This is a genomic window from Pseudoalteromonas sp. DY56-GL22 (assembly GCF_041414715.1).
Taxonomy (GTDB): Bacteria; Pseudomonadota; Gammaproteobacteria; order Enterobacterales; family Alteromonadaceae; genus Pseudoalteromonas; species Pseudoalteromonas simplex.
Window position 1 is genome coordinate 566,293 of sequence record NZ_JANHZR010000002.1, and the last position, 21,422, is coordinate 587,714.

18 protein-coding genes are annotated in these 21,422 nt (G+C 39.6%); 6 read left to right on the forward strand and 12 right to left on the reverse strand.

The features are described 5' to 3' along the window. Positions 1 to 80: 80 nt before the first annotated feature. The 4 genes from rplT to thrS form a co-directional block, all read right to left on the reverse strand. On the reverse strand, positions 81 to 440 hold the full coding sequence (rplT, locus tag NO991_RS06520) for a 50S ribosomal protein L20 (protein WP_036968189.1): 360 nt from the start codon (positions 438 to 440) through the stop codon (positions 81 to 83). Positions 441 to 455: 15 nt separating this feature from the next. Continuing rightward, positions 456 to 656, reverse strand: coding sequence for a 50S ribosomal protein L35 (rpmI, locus tag NO991_RS06525; protein WP_054554888.1), 201 nt, complete (start codon positions 654 to 656; stop codon positions 456 to 458). Positions 657 to 864: 208 nt separating this feature from the next. After that, complete coding sequence (gene infC / locus NO991_RS06530) at positions 865 to 1,428, reverse strand: translation initiation factor IF-3 (protein WP_082389338.1); 564 nt, start codon at positions 1,426 to 1,428, stop codon at positions 865 to 867. Between the two features lie 57 nt (positions 1,429 to 1,485). Then, complete coding sequence (gene thrS / locus NO991_RS06535) at positions 1,486 to 3,396, reverse strand: threonine--tRNA ligase (protein WP_063529252.1); 1,911 nt, start codon at positions 3,394 to 3,396, stop codon at positions 1,486 to 1,488. Positions 3,397 to 3,645: 249 nt separating this feature from the next. On the opposite strand from thrS, the gene NO991_RS06540 reads away from it, so the two are divergent. From NO991_RS06540 to NO991_RS06555, 4 genes are all read left to right on the forward strand, one after another. After that, positions 3,646 to 4,659, forward strand: coding sequence for an endonuclease/exonuclease/phosphatase family protein (locus NO991_RS06540; protein WP_166340043.1), 1,014 nt, complete (start codon positions 3,646 to 3,648; stop codon positions 4,657 to 4,659). Between the two features lie 64 nt (positions 4,660 to 4,723). After that, on the forward strand, positions 4,724 to 5,176 hold the full coding sequence (locus tag NO991_RS06545) for a DUF3010 family protein (RefSeq protein ID WP_054561405.1): 453 nt from the start codon (positions 4,724 to 4,726) through the stop codon (positions 5,174 to 5,176). Positions 5,177 to 5,411: 235 nt separating this feature from the next. Next, on the forward strand, positions 5,412 to 7,127 hold the full coding sequence (locus NO991_RS06550; RefSeq protein ID WP_371351811.1) for an AMP-binding protein: 1,716 nt from the start codon (positions 5,412 to 5,414) through the stop codon (positions 7,125 to 7,127). A 213-nt stretch (positions 7,128 to 7,340) separates the two neighbouring features. Beyond that, entirely contained in the window at positions 7,341 to 8,315 is a 975-nt protein-coding gene (locus NO991_RS06555; protein WP_371351812.1) for a transposase, read from the forward strand. Between the two features lie 290 nt (positions 8,316 to 8,605). Here the strand turns inward: NO991_RS06555 and gdhA are convergent, their stop codons facing one another. The 3 genes from gdhA to NO991_RS06570 all read right to left on the reverse strand — a co-directional run bounded on the left by gdhA (position 8,606) and on the right by NO991_RS06570 (position 12,711). After that, entirely contained in the window at positions 8,606 to 9,958 is a 1,353-nt protein-coding gene (gene gdhA, locus NO991_RS06560; RefSeq protein WP_187490690.1) for an NADP-specific glutamate dehydrogenase, read from the reverse strand. A 75-nt stretch (positions 9,959 to 10,033) separates the two neighbouring features. Further along, positions 10,034 to 10,519, reverse strand: coding sequence for a hypothetical protein (locus NO991_RS06565; RefSeq protein WP_371351813.1), 486 nt, complete (start codon positions 10,517 to 10,519; stop codon positions 10,034 to 10,036). 2 nt (positions 10,520 to 10,521) lie between these two features. Further along, positions 10,522 to 12,711, reverse strand: coding sequence for an LruC domain-containing protein (locus NO991_RS06570; protein WP_371351814.1), 2,190 nt, complete (start codon positions 12,709 to 12,711; stop codon positions 10,522 to 10,524). 225 nt (positions 12,712 to 12,936) lie between these two features. Between NO991_RS06570 and NO991_RS06575 the strand changes: the two genes are divergently transcribed. Next, positions 12,937 to 15,090 carry an ATP-binding protein gene (locus NO991_RS06575; protein WP_235372950.1) on the forward strand — a complete coding sequence of 718 codons (2,154 nt, stop codon included), beginning with the start codon at positions 12,937 to 12,939 and terminating at the stop codon, positions 15,088 to 15,090. On the opposite strand, the gene NO991_RS06580 is transcribed toward NO991_RS06575, so the two are convergent. The 4 genes from NO991_RS06580 to NO991_RS06595 all read right to left on the reverse strand — a co-directional run bounded on the left by NO991_RS06580 (position 15,083) and on the right by NO991_RS06595 (position 18,796). Beyond that, positions 15,083 to 16,477, reverse strand: coding sequence for a M28 family metallopeptidase (locus tag NO991_RS06580; RefSeq protein WP_235372949.1), 1,395 nt, complete (start codon positions 16,475 to 16,477; stop codon positions 15,083 to 15,085). The genes NO991_RS06575 and NO991_RS06580 overlap by 8 nt on opposite strands. 116 nt (positions 16,478 to 16,593) lie before the next feature. Beyond that, on the reverse strand, positions 16,594 to 17,502 hold the full coding sequence (locus NO991_RS06585) for a diguanylate cyclase domain-containing protein (RefSeq protein ID WP_371351815.1): 909 nt from the start codon (positions 17,500 to 17,502) through the stop codon (positions 16,594 to 16,596). 61 nt (positions 17,503 to 17,563) lie between these two features. Next, positions 17,564 to 17,959 carry a VanZ family protein gene (locus NO991_RS06590; protein ID WP_054554745.1) on the reverse strand — a complete coding sequence of 132 codons (396 nt, stop codon included), beginning with the start codon at positions 17,957 to 17,959 and terminating at the stop codon, positions 17,564 to 17,566. A 3-nt stretch (positions 17,960 to 17,962) separates the two neighbouring features. Further along, positions 17,963 to 18,796, reverse strand: a complete 834-nt coding sequence (locus tag NO991_RS06595; RefSeq protein WP_371351816.1) for an alpha/beta hydrolase — start codon at positions 18,794 to 18,796, stop codon at positions 17,963 to 17,965. Positions 18,797 to 18,952: 156 nt separating this feature from the next. On the opposite strand from NO991_RS06595, the gene NO991_RS06600 reads away from it, so the two are divergent. Further along, entirely contained in the window at positions 18,953 to 20,800 is a 1,848-nt protein-coding gene (locus tag NO991_RS06600; RefSeq protein ID WP_194442259.1) for an ABC transporter ATP-binding protein, read from the forward strand. 74 nt (positions 20,801 to 20,874) lie between these two features. Here the strand turns inward: NO991_RS06600 and NO991_RS06605 are convergent, their stop codons facing one another. Then, positions 20,875 to 21,291 carry an MAPEG family protein gene (locus NO991_RS06605; protein ID WP_054554742.1) on the reverse strand — a complete coding sequence of 139 codons (417 nt, stop codon included), beginning with the start codon at positions 21,289 to 21,291 and terminating at the stop codon, positions 20,875 to 20,877. Between the last annotated feature and the right edge of the window lie 131 nt (positions 21,292 to 21,422).

The window sequence follows — 21,422 nt, forward strand, 5'->3', positions numbered from 1 at the left end:
AATCGTTGTTAGTTATGAATATTAATTAAGATCAAAAAAAGGAGCACTAGGCTCCTTTTTAAACTTTATGAAAAGCGAAATTAAGCCGCTAGGCCTTCTTTTGCTTTTGCAACAAGCGCTGCGAATGCAACTTGGTCATAAACAGCGATATCTGCAAGGATCTTACGATCGATTTCTACAGAAGTCTTTTTAAGACCATTGATAAAACGGCTGTATGAAAGACCGTTTTGACGAGCTGCTGCATTGATACGTGCAATCCAAAGTTGACGGAAAGTACGTTTCTTAGCACGACGGTCACGGTAAGCGTATTGACCCGCTTTAGTAACTGCCTGGAAAGCTACGCGGTAAACACGTGAACGTGCTCCGTAGTAACCTTTAGCTTGCTTTAAAACTTTTTTGTGACGTGCACGTGCGATAACACCGCGTTTAACTCTTGCCATTTCTGAAGACTCCTATTAAGCGAATGGTAACATACGTGAAACTAGACCATGGTCATTCTTATGAACCATCATCTTAGGACGTAAGTGTAATTTACGCTTAGAAGTTTTCTTAGTCAGAATGTGACGAAGATGCGCTTGTTTACGCTTGAAACCGCCAGAAGCAGTTTTCTTGAAACGCTTAGCCGCGCCTCTGTGAGTTTTTAGCTTGTAAGCCATTGCAATAACTCCAAATGTATTGCTTAAAAATTAGCAAGCAGGCGAGAGATATAAAGATAGCTCTACTTTTTAGGCCTAACTTACTGCCATAATCCGGTGAAGGCTCACTACAAAAGCAGTGCAACCTTACTTATAACCGGTTATTTCAGGTGAACAGTAAACTGTTACTTGCAGACCTGAAATAAAATCGGTGCGTAATATACCCTGTTTATTGCTTTTTAGCAATAGGTGCCATCATCATAACCATCTGGCGACCTTCAACACGATTTGGGAATGATTCAACTTGTGAAACATCTTCTAAATCGGCTTTAACACGGTTTAATAATTCGATACCAATTTCTTGGTGAGCCATTTCACGACCACGGAAACGGATAGTGATTTTAGCTTTATCACCCGCTTCTAAGAACTTGCGTAAGTTGCGTAGCTTAACCTGGTAGTCACCTTCATCCGTACCTGGACGGAATTTGATTTCTTTAACCTGGATTTGCTTTTGCTTTTTCTTTTGTTCTTTTAGTTCTTTGCTTTTTTCAAAGATGAACTTACCGTAGTCCATAACCTTACAAACAGGTGGCTCAGCATTAGGACTGATTTCTACAAGATCTACACCCGCATCATCAGCGATAGCTTGCGCCTCTTTTAATGACACGATGCCAGCTTGCTCGCCGTCGATGCCAATTAAACGAACTTCTTTAGCTGTAATATCTTCGTTGATACGATTTTTTTGAGCTGTTTGTTGCCCTTTCTTGCCGCCTCTAATGGTACGATCCTCCAAGAATATAAAATAAAAAGCGTGTAGTTGGCTGTTTGTTTTGCCCTACACGCTCATGATTTATTGTCGATTTTTAATTTCTTCGCTTACTTTTGCAATGAAATCATCAACACTAAATTTGCCTAGGTCTTCACCTGTGCGAGTGCGTACTGCCACTTCTTGTTGTTCAACTTCTTTATCGCCAACAACAAGTAAATATGGAATACGTTTTAACGTATGTTCACGGATTTTAAAGCCAATCTTCTCATTTCTCAAGTCAGCAGCGGCTCTAATTCCAAGTTTATTTAATTTTTGTACAATTTCTTGCACATAATCTGCTTGTTTGTCCGTGATGTTCATGATCACAACTTGCTTAGGAGCAAGCCACGTTGGGAACAAGCCAGCGTATTCTTCAGTTAAAATACCGATGAAACGCTCAATTGAACCTAAAATCGCGCGGTGGATCATAACTGGTGTACGACGCTCGTTATTTTCAGCAACATAAGTTGCACCTAAACGACCTGGTAATGCGAAGTCTAGCTGTACAGTACCACATTGCCATGCACGGTCTAAACAGTCATAAAGTGTAAACTCAATCTTAGGACCGTAGAATGCACCTTCACCTGGTAGGTAATCAAACTCAATGTCGTTTGCTTTTAATGCATCAGCTAGCGCAAGCTCAGCTTTATCCCACATTTCGTCTTCACCGATACGCTTTTCTGGACGAGTAGATAGTTTTACAACGATCTTCTCAAAACCAAACGTTTCGTATGTGTCGTAAACCATTTTGATACATGCAGAAACTTCATCCATGATTTGCTCTTCAGTACAGAAGATATGCGCATCATCTTGAGTAAAGCCACGTACACGCATTAAGCCGTGTAATGCACCTGATGGTTCGTTACGGTGACAACAACCAAACTCAGCCATACGTAATGGAAGATCACGGTATGATTTTAAACCTTGGTTAAAGATTTGTACGTGACCCGGGCAGTTCATTGGTTTGATTGCGTATTCACGCTTTTCAGATTCAGTTGTGAACATCGCATCTGCGTATTTGTCCCAGTGACCTGATTTTTCCCATAAACCACGGTCCATCATTAATGGGCCTTTAACTTCTTCGTAATCGTACTCACGTAATTTTTCACGAACGAAGTCTTCTAGTTCACGGTAAATGCTCCAGCCATCATTGTGCCAAAACACCATGCCTGGCGCTTCTTCTTGCCAGTGCCATAAATCAAGCGCTTTACCAATACGACGGTGATCACGTTTTTCAGCTTCTTCTAAGCGTTTTAAATACGCTTTAAGTTGCTTTTTATCTGCCCATGCAGTGCCGTAGATACGTTGCAGCATCTTGTTTTCAGAATCACCGCGCCAATAAGCACCTGCCACTTTCATGATTTTGAAATGTTGACAGAACTTCATGTTTGGAACGTGTGGACCACGACACATGTCGATGTATTCTTCGTGATGGTATAAGCCTGGACGATCATCTTTCGCGATGTTCTCGTCTAGGATTTCCATTTTATATGTTTCACCACGCGCTTCAAAAGTATCGCGTGCTTCTTGCCAGCTTACGGTCTTTTTAACAACGTCGTAGTTTGTTTTAGCAAGCTCAAGCATACGCTTTTCGATAGCATCTAAATCATCTTGGCTTAAAGAGTGTTCCATATCGATATCGTAATAGAATCCGTTATCGATGGTCGGACCGATTGCCATTTTTGCTTCAGGGAAAAGCTGCTTAACTGCATGACCAATAAGGTGCGCGCATGAGTGACGGATAATCTCTAAACCATCATCATCTTTTGCTGTGATAATTTCTAAACGCGCATCTTCAGTGATTAAGTCACATGCATCAACACGAGTACCATTAACACGGCCTGCAATCGTTGCCTTGGCAAGACCTGGACCGATATCGCTCGCTACGTCATATGTACTTACTGGGTTTTCAAAACTACGCTGACTGCCGTCAGGGAGGGTAATAACTGGCATTATAAATCCTTAATACAGTGGTGATGCCTACAATGCATCACATGTAATATTTTTAAAAAAATTTTATGTAACTCTGCAACGCTTTTACGAATAAGCATTGCTATTTAAGCTTGTATTTACTGAGTCTTCGCAAATACAAGCAGCTATTGTCGCTGCTCACGTGCTCAAATACAAGTAGTTAGAAGAGTAAATTGACAATTAGTTAACTCATTTCATACTTAATGAGTCAGTACTTTTAGGGTGATGAAAATGCCAAACACGCGTTCTTTCAAGTTTGCTACATTTAACTTATTAAATTATACCGCGCCACCCTACTCGTTTTACCAATTACATGAACGCTATAACAATACACAATGGCTGCAAAAACAATTGTTTGTTGCTAATTTCTTAAGTGAGTCAACCCCTGATGTGGTGGCATTTCAAGAAGTGTTTAGTCAACACGCATTAGAAGTGCAGTGTAAAGAAGCGGGTTATGATTATTTTAAAACGGTCGATAGCCCGTCCCATGATGCGCTCTATCCGCAAGTGTTATTCAACCCTGTAGTTGCAATTGCGAGTAAATACCCGTTTAAATCAGCCGATGCACTGACGCCATGCCCTGAATTACTTGAGTACTTAAACAATCAAAATGAGTTCAAATTTAATCGCACACCGATTAAATGTATCATTGATTTACCTGATTTTGGTGAAGTCTGTTTTTATGTTGTTCATTTTAAGTCACAGCGTGTGCAATCAATGGCGCACATTCTTAATATTCATAACCTTGAAGATCCGCTCCTGCAGTTACTACATCAAACGGTGGGTACCATGCAGTCGCAAATCTCCCGCTCATTAGAAGCGTCTATTGTCTATTATGATGCACTGAAAACGCAGCGAGAAATGCAATGTGCAACACTTGTTATGGGGGACTTTAATGATGTACTTACCAGCCCAACTTTATCGTTTATGACTCAAGGCTTTCACCCCACTCGCTGTGAACCTTGTATAGAACAGAACGAACTTGTTGTTGGTCTGACCGACAGCTATGAGTTTAGCCGCTCATATTATGATAATAAAAACAAACCCTTTAGCCATTATTACCAAGGAAAAGGGAATGTATTAGATTATATTCTTGCTTCAGCGCATTTTAATCCCGATTGCCAAGCTTCGAAAGTTAAAGTGCTCGACTACGAAAGTTATGATAAGCATATTTCGCCAAGTAAATTAACCGAAGATATTAGTGTAAGTGACCACGGTGTTATCGCAATTAAAATTCATTTTTAAAGCACCTGTTTTTCATAACGTTAATTGCTATAATTGCGCAAATTAAGTTATTTAGAGAAAGACCATGAGAACATGTGGTGTAGAAATTACAGGTAGTGACGTACTACTGTGCATTTTAACCAAAGACAATGATGTATTTGATATACGTGATGTCAGACAAACACGTTTTACCTTAGGCAATGGTAATGACACAGAAGTAATGCGTAAATTCCAATTTGATTTCAAAAAATTAATGGAAGATTACCAAATTGACTCTGTAGCAATCAAAGAGCGCCAAGCAAAAGGTAAATTCGCTGGTAGTGCGAAAGGTTTCAAAATGGAAACGGCTATTCAGTTAATTGAACGCTTAGATGTGCAAGTTTTATCTGCAACTGAAATCAAAGAGCAGCTTAAGCGCAACCCAGTGCCTATTGATTTTGAAGACACAGGACTGAAAAAATTCCAAGAAAACGCATTCATTAGTGCTTACGTGTACATCATGCGTAAAACTTATAAGCAAGATGAGCCAAAAGCTTAATTGCTGCTTATTCTTAATAAAACGTGCTACGGCACGTTTTTTTATACCTCAAAAACCATCCTTTATTCTGCTTTATTAAAATTACACTCTGTACATTAGTCTTATAAAGCTTTTCTTTGTCGACAATCTATGTTTAGTTAATCAGGTACGCATGTTTTGAAATCATCCTAATTGATTGTTTCAATTCTTTTGCATCAAGTCCATGACAACAAATTAACCGGACACGGAGAATACAATGCAGACAAAGAACACACACTGTAATGCGCTTCCACTTACTCAAAGCTATTATCAAGGCCGTACAGATATTCCTTTAATTGAAAAAACTATTGGACAGTACCTTGATAATATTGTCGACAATTACCCTGATCACCCCGCGATTGTGGTTCATCATCAACAGATCCGTTTAACCTATAGGCAATACCAGCAACAGATTAACCAGTTAGCAATGGGATTATTATCACTTGGCGTAAAACCTGGCGACCGGGTTGGTATTTGGTCTCCTAACAATATTGAATGGTGCTTAACCCAATTTGCTACAGCCAAGATTGGTGCAATTATGGTGTGCATTAACCCTGCATATCGACCAAGCGAATTAAAATACGCACTCAATAGTGTTGAGTGTTCAACACTTATCACAGCAAGTGAATTTAAAGCCAGTAATTATATAAACATGCTCAATGAGCTCGCACCGGAGCTTGCAGATTCACAAGCAGGTAAATTAAATTTAAACGCCCTGCCACACCTAAAAAACATTATTCGTATTGGTGATGAACCTGCTGCTGGCATGTTTAGCTTTAGCGATATCATGCAGCGCGCTACAGATGCCCATAAGCTGGAGCTTGATGCCATTGCGGCCACTTTACATTGTGACCAAGATATCAATATTCAATTTACTTCTGGTACTACGGGTAACCCAAAAGGAGCGACCTTATCCCATAAAAACATCCTCAATAACGGGTTTTTGATGGCCCAAGCGATGAAGCTGACACATGAAGATAAACTCTGTATTCCGGTACCTTTATACCACTGTTTTGGGATGGTGCTTGGCAATTTAGTATGTATAAGTAAAGGCGCTACCGCTGTTTTTCCGGGTGATTCTTTCGACCCTAAAACAACCCTTGAAGTTGTTGAAAAAGAACGCTGTACAGGCTTACATGGTGTTCCAACAATGTTTATCGCCGAGTTAGAGCTTAAAGATTTTGCAAACTATGACTTATCTAGCCTCCGAACAGGCGTAATGGCCGGCTCAACCTGCCCTGAGCAAGTTATGCGTAAAGTTCACTCATTAATGCATATGAAAGAAGTTGTAATTGGTTATGGCCAAACTGAATGTAGCCCGATAAATAACGTAACCGAAACCGACTCGCCTCTTGAAAAACAAGTTACCACAGTAGGCCGTGCATTAGCCAATACTGAAGTGAAAATTATCGACGAGCTGGGTGATGTTCAACAAGTTGGCTTACCTGGGGAAGTATGTAGCCGTGGTGCTGGAATTATGCGCTGCTATTGGAATGATGAAGAAAAAACGAAAGCAACAATTGATCAAGACGGCTGGTTACATTCTGGTGACTTAGGTGTGATGGACGAAGATGGCTTTGTTGCTATCGTTGGCCGGATAAAAGACATGATCATTCGCGGTGGAGAAAACATTTATCCAAGAGAAATAGAAGAAGTACTTTACACCTATCCAGGTATTCAAGATGCAGCCATATTTGGTATTAGCGATGAAAAATACGGCGAAGAAGTGTGCGCCTGGATCCAACCAAAAGATGATGCGGTACTTGATGAAAATGCCATTCGTGATTTTTTAAAAGATAAACTTGCCTATTTCAAAGTACCAAAGCACATCCGCTTTGTTGAAGAATACCCAATGACAGTAACAGGCAAACTTCAAAAATTTAAAATGCGCGAACAAATGCAAGAACTCCTAAGCGAAAAGGCATTTTCGTAATCATTAACTTGCAAAGTACGCCCTAATTTAAAGCAAGCTCAGCACCGCTGAGCTTTTTTATTCAGATATATATTTAGACACCCATTTTAAATTTGAAGAGTTAACCGAGCTTCATATATAAAGACTAAATTTATGTAGACATCCAACTTAATATTTCTCAATTTTTGGAATTACAGCTAAGCTTATAGTGTTCAACTCATGGAGGAGAAGAGCATGGCAACCCCACGTAGAAACTTAATTAGCGTTTCAAACACACCTTATTATCACTGCATTTCACGCTGCGTTCGTCGCGCTTATTTGTGCGGGCAAGACCCACTAACTGGTCGCTCATATGAACACCGGCGCGATTGGGTTGAAAACAAACTACTTCAACTTGGTCGTATATTTTGTATTGATGTTTGTGCTTACGCTGTTATGAGTAACCACACTCATCTCGTTCTTCATATCGATATTGCAAAAGCTAAGCGTCTAAATAACAAGGCTATTCTGATTAGGTGGCACAAGTTATTTAAAATTACATTCCTATGCCAACGATTTTTAAATGGTGAATTGCTAACACAAGCCGAACTCGCTTCAGTTAATACCAGAGTAAATTTATATCGTGAGAGGCTCAGCAGCATTAGTTGGTTTATGCGTGTTCTTAATGAGGGTATTGCACGAAAAGCGAATCAAGAAGATGACTGTAAAGGTCGTTTTTGGGAAGGTCGCTTTAAGTCACAAGCATTACTTGATGAAGCAGCTCTTGCAGCTTGTCTTGCGTATGTTGACCTAAACCCTATAAGAGCGAAAGCGGCTGATTTACCTGAGCAATCTGACTACACCAGTATTAAATCTAGAATTAATGCAGCTCAAAATAATAAGCAACCGAAATCACTTATGCGCTTTGCAGGTAAACCACGTAAGCATATGCCTAAGGGACTACCATATGAGCTCAAAACATACCTGCAACTCGTTGATTGGACTGGTCGCTCAATACGAGAAGATAAACCAGGGAAAATCCCTGAAGATGCATTACCAATACTTGAAAGACTAGATATTTGTACTGACAACTGGCTTACACTCACCACTTCCTTTACCCGCTCATTTAAAAATACAGCGGGTAAAGAACAAGCCATCAACGATTATACGAATCACATGAAACGAAAACGAAGAAGCTCAATAACTAATAGCAAAGCTTTGTTTTGTTAATCTATTAAAACTACAAAACAATACTAATAAATAGCTATTGATATAAATAGAAATATCGACGTTCTGAAATTACTTATGTTATAAATTAAATAGCTAATTTTTCAGACAGAGCAATAATTAAGTACCAACTCCCTACTTTCATCTAGCCGAGATAAATCTCAATTATGCGATACTGCACTCATATCAATAAATAAAATGGGTGTCTTTATTGTTTATGTAAAAAATATGTCTCTTTAATTACATTTTATATTCTTAGAAAAAAGTGGGTGTCTAATTATATTGTCAAATCACTAAACAACACCTTGCTTTAACATTGCATCTGCAACTCGTTCAAACCCCGCTATATTCGCACCAAGCACCAAGTCGTGTTCATTAGAGTACTGCTTGGCAGTAACTGAAATAGTATTAAAAATGGATTTCATAACTTGCTGAAGTTTTTCATCAACTTGCTCAGATTGCCACTTTTGCATACTGGCATTTTGAGCCATTTCGAATTGGCTCGTCGCCACACCTCCAGCATTTGCGGCTTTGCTTGGCCCTAAGTAAACGTTGTGCTCTTTGAAAATCTTCATTGCTTCAGGTGTAGTTGGCATATTCGCACCTTCGCACACAGTTAAACATCTGTTTTCTACAAGAGCTTTAGCATCATCTTTAGTAATTTCATTTTGAGTCGCACATGGCAAAGCAATGTCTGCTTCATATCGCCAAACTTGATGACCGTCACTTGGGTATTGATTGACAGGTGTGAACTCAGCATCTTTATGTTCATTCAAATAATCTCTAAGCTCAGCACCACGTTCACTTTTTAGATGCATCACTAATTTTACGTCAAGCCCATTCTTACTATATAGCGTGCCCTTCGAATCGCTACAGCTAAGAATCACAGCATCGTACTCATCAAGCTTTTTCATCAGATAAAGTGCAACATTACCAGCACCAGACACTAAGCACCGTTTTCCTGTTAAAGAGTCGCCTTTCGCATCTAACATAGCACTTAGAAAGTAAGCAACGCCGTATCCTGTTGCTTCTGTTCTTAAAGAAGAGCCATTTAATGATTCAGGTTTTCCTGTTAAAACGCCACTAAATTGGTTTGTGATCCGCTTGTACTGCCCAAACAAATAACCAATTTCTCTCGCCCCAACGCCAATATCACCGGCGGGAACATCTGTATTAGCACCAATATGACGGAAAAGCTCAGTCATGTATGACTGACAAAAACGCATAATTTCATGGTCGCTTTTGCCTTTGGGGTTGAAATCAGCACCACCTTTACCACCACCTAACGGTAAACCTGTCAATGCATTTTTTAAGACTTGCTCAAAGCCCAAAAATTTAACCACACTTTGGTTAACGCTGGGGTGAAATCGTAAGCCGCCCTTAAAAGGACCTAACGATGAACTAAATTCAATTCTAAAACCACGATTAACCTGAACATTTCCAAGATCATCAAGCCAAGGAACCCTAAATATGACTTGCCTTTCTGGCTCTACTAATCGTTCAACAATAGAGTTTTTTTGATACTTATCATTAATCTCGAGATATTGATTAATCGAAGACAGAACCTCTTCAACAGCTTGATAAAACTCCGTTTCATTTGGATTAGAACTCTTTACTGATTTTAACACTTGCTCTATGTATTCCATCACTCATTCCTCTTCAAGCTGTTGAAAATAAGATTCTTACAAATTAAACTCATTTACGTAAAGAATCGATCACTCTTACCTAATCGTAAACACCATTGGCTGCTCACTATCATTTTTCCAATAATAACGTAAAGGCTCACTCTGAGTGTCATAAAACCACACCTCGGCCACCAGCTCTAATCCACTGTTAGCTAACATTAAACTAGATGACAGCTTGCTCTGTACCAATGGTGCACGAAGCAAACACTGGTTATAATCGGCTTTATCGTCGTCGCCTTTAAGACATATGTTTAAAAAGGCTCTGGTGTCACCAATATTCAAATCTACATCTACATCGAGCTCTAATTTACTACTTAAATTAAACTCAGGAGCAATCGTTAAGTCATTCATCGTCTCAGGATCCACGCCAGTAGCAGGAGGTGTTGTCTCAGGTGGCGTTGTATCTGTTGTAGGTGCTTGCGTTACATTTGTTCCAGTACTTTCAGTTGCAGAGTCGCCTTCACCACCGCCACCACACGCAGCTAACATTAAGCTTATGATCACTAAAGTATAATGTTTCATAATTATTCTCCTCTTGAAATCACGTTAGCAGGCTTAGCATTGTTGAACCACATTGGCTTTTCTTGCCCTTTTGATTCTGCAAATGCTTTAAAGTCGCTGTATGCATGGGTAATATCTACCCCTTCTTTAGGGTGAGCCCACGAAGTACCTACTTCAATTGCCCAAGGTAGACCTGTTTCGGTTTGGAAGTAAAAACCCTGCGCACTGTCAGATGCATCATCAGACTCTGCGAAAGAAAATAGTTGCATATCAAATTTTTCTGTCGGCTGCTGATTCTTAAGGTGAACCTCCCAGCTTCTAGGGTCTTTACCAACCAAGGCTTCACCATGATAGTGTCCATCAGCTGCAAATATGAAAGGATCTAATGTGTACTTAGGTGCATCAGCGGTCGCTGTACCTGGTAATAAATCAATAAACAATGAAAACGTGACTTTACTATTGCTATCACAACCCGTCTCGGTTCTAAAATAATTACAATTAGACTGTTTATCAATGTAATCCCAAGTATCAGGCATAATCACGAAAATAGCATCTTCAGTATTTTGCTCTAAGATCTCGTGCGTTTGTTCAAGACCATTAATCAGTAAACTAGTTTTTTCAGCATTAATTTGGCTACGTAAAATGCGTTTATCATTTGAACCTTCCACAGTCTCATATAACCTAACTGCAAAGCCATTATGAAAATCAGCACCTATCCCAACTAGCTCACCTTCTATTTTGTAACCTGTAGCCACACCATTTTGATCTATAATTGTAGTTCGATAGTTTATAACTAAATCATTGAAGTCATAATCTCCAGAAAATGGCCATTTATCCTCAAATGCAAGTGTTACCCAGCTATTTTCTCCTGGGTAAACTAGGCTTCCCAATGTTGTTACAGAGTAATCTTCTACCTCCCCACCAATAACACCACCACTTGCTGTAATTGGGTTGGTTTCACTACCATCAGTTACACGAAAGCGAGACCAGGTTGATCCCATAACGGCATCATCAGGAACATTAACCAAAATGCTATTATCGCCTTGGTTTAACCGATATTTAGACACCGTAATTTCATCCGCATCAAATTGGTAATTCTGATCCCAATCAAACCATGCGTATAGATATGTCTCGTCATTTGCAGAGGTAACAATAATTTGACTGGTATTGCCTGCTACCAAATCAGTGACGAACTTAACGCCGTCATCTGATTGATCATCAGGTGTTAAAAGTAAGTCTGAACGTGTATTAATATTCTCGCCATCTACTGTAGCACCTAAGTAAACCAAATTAGTTTGATCTGCATTTGGGTCAAATAAATGTCTTGCGCCACTGTCTTCGAGTGAGGTTTGATAAGGAGCTGGTGCATCACCAAAATCGATTGAATTATCCGTTACCTTTACCTCAGCAATTGCGCAGCGTGCACCATCATTTTGATTTGATGTAGGCCCTAAAGTAAACACCGCAGCAGTTGGCGTGTAACCGTTTACAGGGCTGATGCTAAGGTCTACTTTGTGTATTTTACCGCTTCGGTTATTACTAAAATAAAACTGTCCTTTTACATCAAAATACCCAGCACCATTCGCTCCGGTATCACCAGCTATATCTAAGTTCGCCACAAATGTGGGTGTCTGATTATTAAGATCTATTTCGTATAAGTCGCCATTTGATTCAACTGCATACAAAAGGTTGCTATTAGGATGAAAAGCAAAATCATAAATAGCTAACCCCCAGCTAGCTGAACCCGCAACTAAATCAGCTTGATATTCATCAGCAGGCTCTGTCAAATCAATACCGTACAATCCGAATTTGGGATGATACAAATAATATACCGCCTGATTAGTTTCACTATTTACATGGATGTCACCCACATAGAAGTTAGTATCAGGCAGACCGTTAACCACGAGTCGTTCTAGTTGATAATCATCACCAATTTTGACAACACTCTTCGGGCTTTGCTTACTAAAGCCATACATATATTGGTCTTTATAGTTAAAACCCACAGCATTTACGCTTTCATTGTTTGTTTCGTCACTAAAGTTTAATGACGGTGCTAATACTGTCGCTTTAGCAGAGACCAAATCAATTCCAAACATTTGTGCAGGTGTACCTTGTATTAGAAATGCTTTACTTGGGCATTCTTCAAACGGAGCTGCGCTTACATAACTAGTGGCAAGCACAGATAAAAGACAGACGGGTATTTTGCTTTTCATAATTACACTCTCCTGTGGTTATGTAATTATTTAAAGCAGCAATTGTTCCAAAATATAACTCATTAAAAAATAAGGTTTTAAATGTTTTTTGCAGATCCTTTTTGCAAGATGCAACCATCTATATCGCAAAATGCAATTCTTTTTAATCACAAAAAACAAATTTACTCAACACAAAAGCATGATGTGCTAGAATTGCTTCAGAAAAAATAATAATAAATGTTAAAAATGAACTTTAAAGCTCTTGTTATTCTGCTGTGTACCTTGTCATTTGCATCAATTGCGTCAACTCTACAAGGCCACATTGATGAAGCTAGAACAATAAGCGATTACCAAGAACGCTATAAATATTTAACAAATATAGATAAACGCCTTATTGAATCTGCCAGTTTTGCTGAGCAATTAAGCTTTAATGTTAGATTAATTCACGTTCATATACACCTAGGTCAGTTTCAACAGGCGCAAAATATAGTAGAAGAACTTGAGTCTTCTCCAAAATATAAAAGTGACTCCTCTATTTATAGCGAATTGTATTTAGTCAAAGCTCGATTGGCATATAGTGCAAATAAACTAGAATCTGCAATTCACTTATCTCAACAAAATGTCGCGCTGTTTCAGCGTTTGCAACTCACCGATTACGAAATTGATGCCGTTGCGAGCCTTGTCAGTGCTTATCATAATGCAGGTGAATATCAAGCAGCCTTAAACTTGCTTGAGGTTTATATTCACGACAACAATCGAGAATTATCCTTAAAGCAAAAAGAAATGCTCTACCATGGTTATTCGCGTAATCTTGAACAGTTAGACCGGTTAACCCTTGCCCTAGAATATAAGCTAAAACGCCGTGAAGTTATTCAGCAAATGTCGCCGTCTATTTCATTACAAGCAGGTATAAGTTATTCAATTGCCCAAAGTTATTTAGATTTAGAACAATACGAAAAAGCAAAGAGCGAGTTTATTACAGCCCTTAGTTTTGATAGGCAAACGGGTTCACTATCTGATATCGGACATAGTTTAGTTAAGCTATCCCAATGCGAATATGGACTTAAAAACTACCCTGCAGCACTTGCATACGCACAAGAGGCTAAGCAGGTCTTCGCTAGTTATAACAGTACGCGAAATACTGCCTGGGCAAACCATAATATTGCGATAAATTTGCTCGAAATAGATAAACCTGACCAAGCATTAAGCATTGAAAAACAAGTGCTCATTGAACTCAAGCAAGACGATCACTTATATATAGATGTATTACTTACATTAGCTAAGCTGTACATTGGCTCTACTGAGCACGAACAAGCTAAACATTATGCTGAGCAAGCCTACCAGTTAAGTAAACAAAAAAATAAGCTGCAAAAACAAATCATTGCCCTAGAACATTTGATAACTGTGACAGAAAAACAAGCTGATTATAAACAAGCCCTGTCGTATCAACGTGCTATTACAGAGCTTGAAAAAGGCTTTGCCCGTAACAACTACAACCAGCGTTTAGCTGAGCTACAAAACTCCATTGCAATGCGCGACCGCGATTTAGCAATACAAGATTTAAAACTTCAAGACAATGAAAAAAGCCAAGCTATTGCCGCACAACGTCAAGCTATTTTATACAGCGTCTTATTATTTAGCCTGCTTTTAGCTGCAATGGGCATTGCTTTATTAAGAATAAGACAGAGAAAACAGCTTATTGAACAGCGCCGAAATTATCTGGATAAACAAATCAGTCAACGTAGTAAGTTATTATCACAAGTAGCTCACGAACTAAGTGGTCCATTAACAGGGTTGCGCTTACACCTTGAAACGCTCCAAGCAGGCCTAACCCAATTTAATGAGCTTACTTACGAAAAACTTAACCAAAAAATCACCGACATGGCAACTTTAGTGACTGATTTAAATAAAATTTCACTTTTAGAACAAAGCAGTTTTCAGCTCAACGTAACAACAGTTAATGCGGCTGAGTATTTCCAAAGCTTACACGCAGATATGCTGATCCAGCTTGAAAAATTTGAAGTGACATTTACACAAAATGTTGCTGATGAACTAAGTTTTGAGTGCGATGCAACACGGCTTTCACAGTTATTTGCAAACTTAATCAGTAATTCGCTTAAGTACACAAATCACCCTGGTAAGATTAATTTGACGATTAGCCAAAACCAAACACAGCTTTTAATCTGCTATGAAGATTCAGCTCCTGGCGTCAGCGACGAGAGTTTAGCAAAGATTTTTGACCATCTTTATAGAGTGCCTGACTTAAAAACAGTGAAACAGTCAGGTTCAGGAATTGGGCTTGCGATAGTAAAACAAATTGTCGAAGCCCATAACTGGCGTATTACAGCAGCTCATAGCGAACTGGGTGGTGTCCGCTATGACTTAACGATTGCTATTTAGCAGATTTGTCTGGCCATTCGAACGCGCCAACATCGCCAGGAAATACAACCGGTGATTCAATACCGTCTTTGTTTACAGCCGCAACACCAAAATAGTAGTTATCGATAACAACATTTTTAAGGGTTGCTTCGGTTACCTTCCCAACATCGCGGCTAAACTGCCATTGTGGCTCACTGGTATAACGCCAATAGATTTTATAACTGACCACCGTTGGATCATCACTTTTATGCCACGCTAATGTTGTACTCGGCTTTACGGCACCTGAAATACTAACACCCGTTGGCGGCGCTGGAGCCCACGCCATTGAAGCCATTGTCACTGCATTGAGTGACGTTAATTTCGCCGCATAGGCAAAATCAACATGGTCGATGGTGTCACCATAAGTAATACCATTTTCAGTACGTAAGTCTTGATGCTGTTGATTATAGTTTTCGTTTGTCTCCATAATACGCACAGCTGCAAAGCCAACATCGTTAAATGGACGATGGTGCCCTCCTCGACCAAACCGATCGAGTCGATATACCAACATGGTATCTAGATTCTCGATGTAACGATCTGCGATTGTATCTATGTAGCGCGCAAGGTTACGACTTGCTGAGTCAACCTCACCACCCGTAAAACGGCGTTTATGAGCCTGGTCTTTCGTTTCAATAACGCGTGTGCCTTCAGAGAAAATACGTGCAGTTGTGTTATCTGTTACACCATTAATGCCCGTTGAATTACCAATCATGTCATTGTTTAAAACACCATGAACACGCCAATCATGCTCTTGTGCATATTTAGCTAAGATTTTACCGCCAAACAAGCCTTGCTCTTCACCAGATAATGCTGCGTAAACAATTGAGCCGTTAAATTTATACTTTGATAAAACTCGCGCCGATTCAAGCACGCCAGCCACTCCAGATGCATTATCGTTAGCCCCTGGCGCATCTGAGGTATAGTCCATAACATCAGACACTCTCGAGTCAATATCACCCGACATCATAACCATACGGTTTGCATCAACTTGACCACGCTGTATAGCCACAATATTGACCACGTCAACCGGGTTTGGAATACGCTTTTCACCGGAGATAGTGTCTTTTACCTCGATGATTTCTAGGCAGTTACCGCAAGCTTTAGAAATCGCCTCAAATTCAGACTTGATCCAACGTCTTGCAGCACCAATACCGCGCGTATCTGATTTCGTCTCAGAGAGAGTATGGCGAGTGCCAAAATCAACCAGCGTTTGAATATCTTGCTCTATACGTGTTTTAGAAACAGCACTTGCAATATCATGCAAAGCTTGTTGATCTTTATATTGAGGTGTTGTGGCATGAGCTGCCGAGACCAATAACAGCGATGAGCTAAACAAAGCACCCGTTGTTGTTATTTTACGCTTTAACATAGTTTCACTCCTTCAATGAATCATTAAAGGCTAACTAATATTTCATTTCGCGCAATAGTAATGCGTTAGAAAACAAATTAATAGGTTAAAACATTTTTCCGATAAAGCTATTAATACTATTTAATATTTTTAGTGCCTGATAACTTTATTCCCTCGTTATAAAACACCAAGCGATTACCCCCTTCATACTTAGCTTTGTACATAGCTTTATCTGCACACTGTATTAAGAATTCTGCATCACCATAATGCTCTGGAAAGAGAACTGCACCAATACTTGGGGAATAACACAGTTCATCATCATTAAAAACTAAAGGCTTACATATTTCACGACTTAGTTTATCAGCAATTTTTTTTACATCAGCTTTGCGTTTTACACTTTTTACAACAATTACAAACTCATCCCCTCCCAAACGGCCAACTATGTCGTCTTTATCCAATACATGGCGAATTCGCATGGCAATAGTTTTTAATAGCTTGTCGCCAGCACTGTGGCCGTGAATATCATTGACTTGCTTGAAGCCATCAATATCGATAAACAATACCGCAATAATTGCAGAAATAGTATTAGCAGTGGATAGTGACCCTTCTAGTTGGGTAATTAAAAAGCTACGATTAGGGAGATTAGTGAGTGGATCGTGCCCAGCCATGAATATGAGTTTTTGCTCAAGCTTTTTCTGTTCTGTTATATCATGAGCAATCGCTACTCTAACTTGCTTTTCTTTTGACCAATAGACAGACCACAAGACATGGACCACAGTACCGTCTTTTTTCACCCACCGATTTACAAACCTTGGATGTAGATTATCTGTCATTATCTGATTGATAGCATTAATGGTTTTTGCTCTATCTTCGGGATAAACAAAGTCCAACATTTTTCTATTGATGGCTTCTTCTGGTGCGTATCCGAAAATTGTTTCAAAGGCTGGATTAGTAAACAGCAAGGTGCCTTTTACATCTACTACGCAAACAGCATCAAGTAATAGCTCAATAATATCTGACAAATAATCTGAGGTATTTTTGTTCATACGCAACTTTTAGGCTAGCACTATACTGAGTATAGACGAAACCTAACAAGTCACTGAAAGTTTAGACCTTGGGTGGATATAACTTTTTGCTAAGCCATGCAGATATGGCACTAAATATTGCGATACCAGTAAAATCTGCAATTAAATCAACAAAGTCTAATGTTCTCGATTCAATAAAAAATTGGCTTAGCTCTTCTAAAATCACAAACGTACTCACAATCAACACAGCTAAATAAATAGGCCGTCCAGCAAGGTTCAATGTTTTAAACTTAAAGGCAAGGTTTATGAATAACGTAAGTAGTCCAAATAAGCAAAAATGCCCCAACTTATCACCGTAAGGAATGGCCGCAACGAGTTCGAAAAACACCGACTTTTGCCCAGTATTGGCAAGATAAATAACCCAACCAATAAAAGCGAAAAAGCCGATAGCAATTAACACCAGAATACGTTGAAGCATCTTTTATGGCGCCATATGTGAGGTTAAAAATAAAAATTGGTAGGCAATCACTTTATTCCAATAGTGCCAGTCATGAATACCCGGTCGCTCAACATAGTCATGGCGGATGCGCATTTTTAACATCGCCTGGTGTAGCGCTCGGTTTTGCTCAATAAAAAAGTCATCAACGCCTATATCAAGCATAATAGGTAAGGTATCAGCGCCCTTTTTCCATGCCGTATTGCCAGCAGCAATTTTATGGAGGTTGTTAATAATGGCAATGCTATCCCATTTTTCTTTGTTTTCAGCATAACTGCCGAGTACTTTTTCAAGGTCAAACTCTGCACTAAAGGGCCTAACATCAACCCCAGCAGATATCCCTGAAACTGCTGCAAACTGTTCTGGGTGATTTATTGCAATGTGCAAGGCACCAAAGCCACCCATTGATAAGCCTGTTATTGCACGGCCACTTTTAGACCGATTAGTCGAATATTCAGAATCGATATAATTTAGTAAATCGTCTGCAATGTAGGTTTCGTATTGCGAGCTTTTGTCGATATCAGAATCGAGATACCACGAACCGAAGTTGCCATCTGGGTTAACAATGATGACATCATATTGGTCTGCCAGTTTTTCTATGTTTGTAAGCTTAGTCCAATCGCTGTGATTGCCACTGTAGCCATGTAATACATAGATAACATTGTATTTTTTTGAGTCCTGATAGCCATCAGGTAATGTCACCGTTACGGGTTTTTCGATGCTGGTTTTTTTGCCCTTAAATATGTGGGTGTCGGTTTGGTAGGCACAAAGCGGTAAGCTAAAAACGAGGGACAGCGTACAAAGCAACTTTTTCATCATTAATTCCTTTTTCTTATTATATTTTCATTTCTCACACTAGATGTAAATAACTGAATAGTTGATAGATTTTAATCTTAGTTTTTAAATTAAATGAACTGCTAAAAAACCACTCAAATGGTATAGTAAGGCCACTTTGATTTTTAAAAAGCGTCGTCTATGTATCGTTTATTTGAACGGATGACTAATCCGTTTCCTAAAGAGCAACCCTCTCAGCCACCTAATAGCTTATTTGCTTTTTGCCGTCACTATACTCGTGGCATGGAGCTTTCATTGCTGCTGATGTCGTTAAGCGCCGCTGCACTCGCTATTTTAGAAGTATCGCTATTTAGTTACATGGGCCAGCTTGTCGATTGGCTTGGTCAATACACCCCAGATACCTTGTTTGTAGAACAGCAGGCTGAGCTTACAAAAATGGCGGTTATGTTGCTGGTGGTGTTACCTATTGTCGTGTTCTTTCACTCAGCGGTTTTACATCAAGCGCTGCTTGGCAACTATCCTATGTCTATCCGTTGGTTAGCGCACCGTTATTTGCTTCGTCAGAGTGTTAGTTTTTATCAAAACGAATTTGCCGGCCGTATTGCAACTAAAGTGATGCAAACCTCATTAGCTGTTCGTGAATCGGTGATGAAACTGCTCGATGTACTAATGTATATCGTGGTCTATTTTGGCGCCATGGTGTTTTTGGTCGCAGAATCTGACTGGCGTTTAATGTTGCCATTATTGGTTTGGCTGGTTTTGTACGCCGCTATTCAAATGTATTTTGTACCTAAGCTCAAGAAGGTAGCAAGCTCACAAGCGGATGCGCGCTCAGAAATGACCGGACGTGTAGTTGATAGCTACACTAACATTTCTACTATCAAATTGTTCTCGTACACACAGCGAGAAGAACAATATGCAAAAGATAGTATGGATGTGTTTTTACAACCGGTATATAAGCAAATGCGCTTAGTTACTAGCCTAAACTTCTCTATCAACACGCTAAATTACTTATTGGTATTTAGTATTGCTGCCCTCTCTTTATATCTATGGTCAATTAGCGCCATCAGTGTTGGAGCTATCGCCATTGCGGTGAGTTTATCACTGAGACTAAACGGTATGGCACAGTGGATCATGTGGGAGATCAGTAGTCTATTTGAAAACATTGGTACTGTTGCTGATGGTATGAAAACCCTATCAACGCCGATTGAAGTGGATGATAAAGAAAACGCAAGCACTCTTACTGTTAATGAAGGGTCGATAAGCTTTGAGAATGTGCAATTTAACTATGGTAAAGCTGCCAACGAGACCCTCCGCGGCCCTGTTATCAATGGCTTAAATTTAGATATTAAACCGGGTGAGAAAATAGGTTTAGTAGGTCGCTCTGGTGCAGGTAAATCTACCTTAGTGAATTTGTTACTGCGCTTTTATGATGTTGACTCAGGTACGATTTCTATCGATGGTCAAAACATCGCTGAGGTAAGCCAAGAAAGCTTACGTAAGCACATTGCGATGGTGACGCAAGATACCTCGCTGTTACACCGCTCAGTAAAAGATAACATTCTTTATGGCAGACCCGATGCTACTGAAGATGAAATGCTTGCAGCCGCAAAGCAAGCAGAAGCAATTGAGTTCATCGAAGACTTAGAAGACAGCAAAGGCAATAAAGGCTTTGCCGCACAAGTTGGTGAACGCGGTGTGAAGCTTTCTGGTGGTCAACGTCAACGTATTGCTATTGCACGAGTCCTTCTAAAAGATGCACCAATTCTAATCTTAGATGAGGCAACCAGTGCCCTTGATTCTGAAGTAGAAGCCGCAATTCAAACTAGCCTAGACGATTTAATGACCGGCAAAACAGTTATTGCCATTGCGCACCGCCTATCAACTATTGCGCAAATGGATAGACTCATTGTGCTTGATGAAGGTGGCGTGGTTGAACAAGGCTCTCACGAGCAACTAATTGCCCAAGATGGTATCTATGCTGCCCTATGGTCACACCAAACAGGTGGCTTTATTGGCGTTGAGTAGCTAGGTTTTCAGTATTAAAAAAGGCATTGTATGAGCATTCATTCAATGCCTTTTATATATGTTAGCAATGCTGTTTAAATCAAACGTAAACCAATTAAAACAAGCATCACACTATTTGCCAAAGCAGCGATTAAAAAGAAATAGCTGCGTGGGCTTGGATTCTTCTCAGTTGCTACACCATAATACAGCAGCATATGAATGATCCTGGCTATCACATACAACCAAATACACAGTGCAAATGCACTACTGTTCAAGTTTAAAAAGAACCCCAGAAATACGCTACCTAAAAATAACGGGCTATTTTCTAAGGTATTCATAAATGTGCGATGTGAACGAAATACAAAGCTATCGTGGCTTAATGAATTATCGAGTTTACCAGGCACCGCATTGGGCTGTTTGGCTTTAGTGACAGCGGCAACCACCCACTGAATTGTCAGCATAATCAGATAAACATACACGGCCGCATATGCTGAAAGAGTAAGTTCAGGCATTTTCATTTCCTTTAGTTAAAAGCATATACACTTTGCAAGATACCTACCAAGCCAAAACTTAAAGCAAACCATTGATTTTAGGTGCATTTACTTTAATTTCGTTATGCGTACTGTGCCATTACTACGTACTG

Coding starts and splice junctions, on each gene's coding strand:
- rplT (WP_036968189.1), bottom strand. CDS start 440: ATGGCAAGAGTTAAACGCGGTGTTATCGCACGTGCACGTCACAAAAAA.
- rpmI (WP_054554888.1), bottom strand. CDS start 656: ATGGCTTACAAGCTAAAAACTCACAGAGGCGCGGCTAAGCGTTTCAAG.
- thrS (WP_063529252.1), bottom strand. CDS start 3,396: ATGCCAGTTATTACCCTCCCTGACGGCAGTCAGCGTAGTTTTGAAAAC.
- NO991_RS06540 (WP_166340043.1), top strand. CDS start 3,646: ATGCCAAACACGCGTTCTTTCAAGTTTGCTACATTTAACTTATTAAAT.
- NO991_RS06545 (WP_054561405.1), top strand. CDS start 4,724: ATGAGAACATGTGGTGTAGAAATTACAGGTAGTGACGTACTACTGTGC.
- NO991_RS06550 (WP_371351811.1), top strand. CDS start 5,412: ATGCAGACAAAGAACACACACTGTAATGCGCTTCCACTTACTCAAAGC.
- NO991_RS06555 (WP_371351812.1), top strand. CDS start 7,341: ATGGCAACCCCACGTAGAAACTTAATTAGCGTTTCAAACACACCTTAT.
- gdhA (WP_187490690.1), bottom strand. CDS start 9,958: ATGGAATACATAGAGCAAGTGTTAAAATCAGTAAAGAGTTCTAATCCA.
- NO991_RS06565 (WP_371351813.1), bottom strand. CDS start 10,519: ATGAAACATTATACTTTAGTGATCATAAGCTTAATGTTAGCTGCGTGT.
- NO991_RS06570 (WP_371351814.1), bottom strand. CDS start 12,711: ATGAAAAGCAAAATACCCGTCTGTCTTTTATCTGTGCTTGCCACTAGT.
- NO991_RS06575 (WP_235372950.1), top strand. CDS start 12,937: ATGAACTTTAAAGCTCTTGTTATTCTGCTGTGTACCTTGTCATTTGCA.
- NO991_RS06580 (WP_235372949.1), bottom strand. CDS start 16,477: ATGTTAAAGCGTAAAATAACAACAACGGGTGCTTTGTTTAGCTCATCG.
- NO991_RS06585 (WP_371351815.1), bottom strand. CDS start 17,502: ATGAACAAAAATACCTCAGATTATTTGTCAGATATTATTGAGCTATTA.
- NO991_RS06590 (WP_054554745.1), bottom strand. CDS start 17,959: ATGCTTCAACGTATTCTGGTGTTAATTGCTATCGGCTTTTTCGCTTTT.
- NO991_RS06595 (WP_371351816.1), bottom strand. CDS start 18,796: ATGATGAAAAAGTTGCTTTGTACGCTGTCCCTCGTTTTTAGCTTACCG.
- NO991_RS06600 (WP_194442259.1), top strand. CDS start 18,953: ATGTATCGTTTATTTGAACGGATGACTAATCCGTTTCCTAAAGAGCAA.
- NO991_RS06605 (WP_054554742.1), bottom strand. CDS start 21,291: ATGCCTGAACTTACTCTTTCAGCATATGCGGCCGTGTATGTTTATCTG.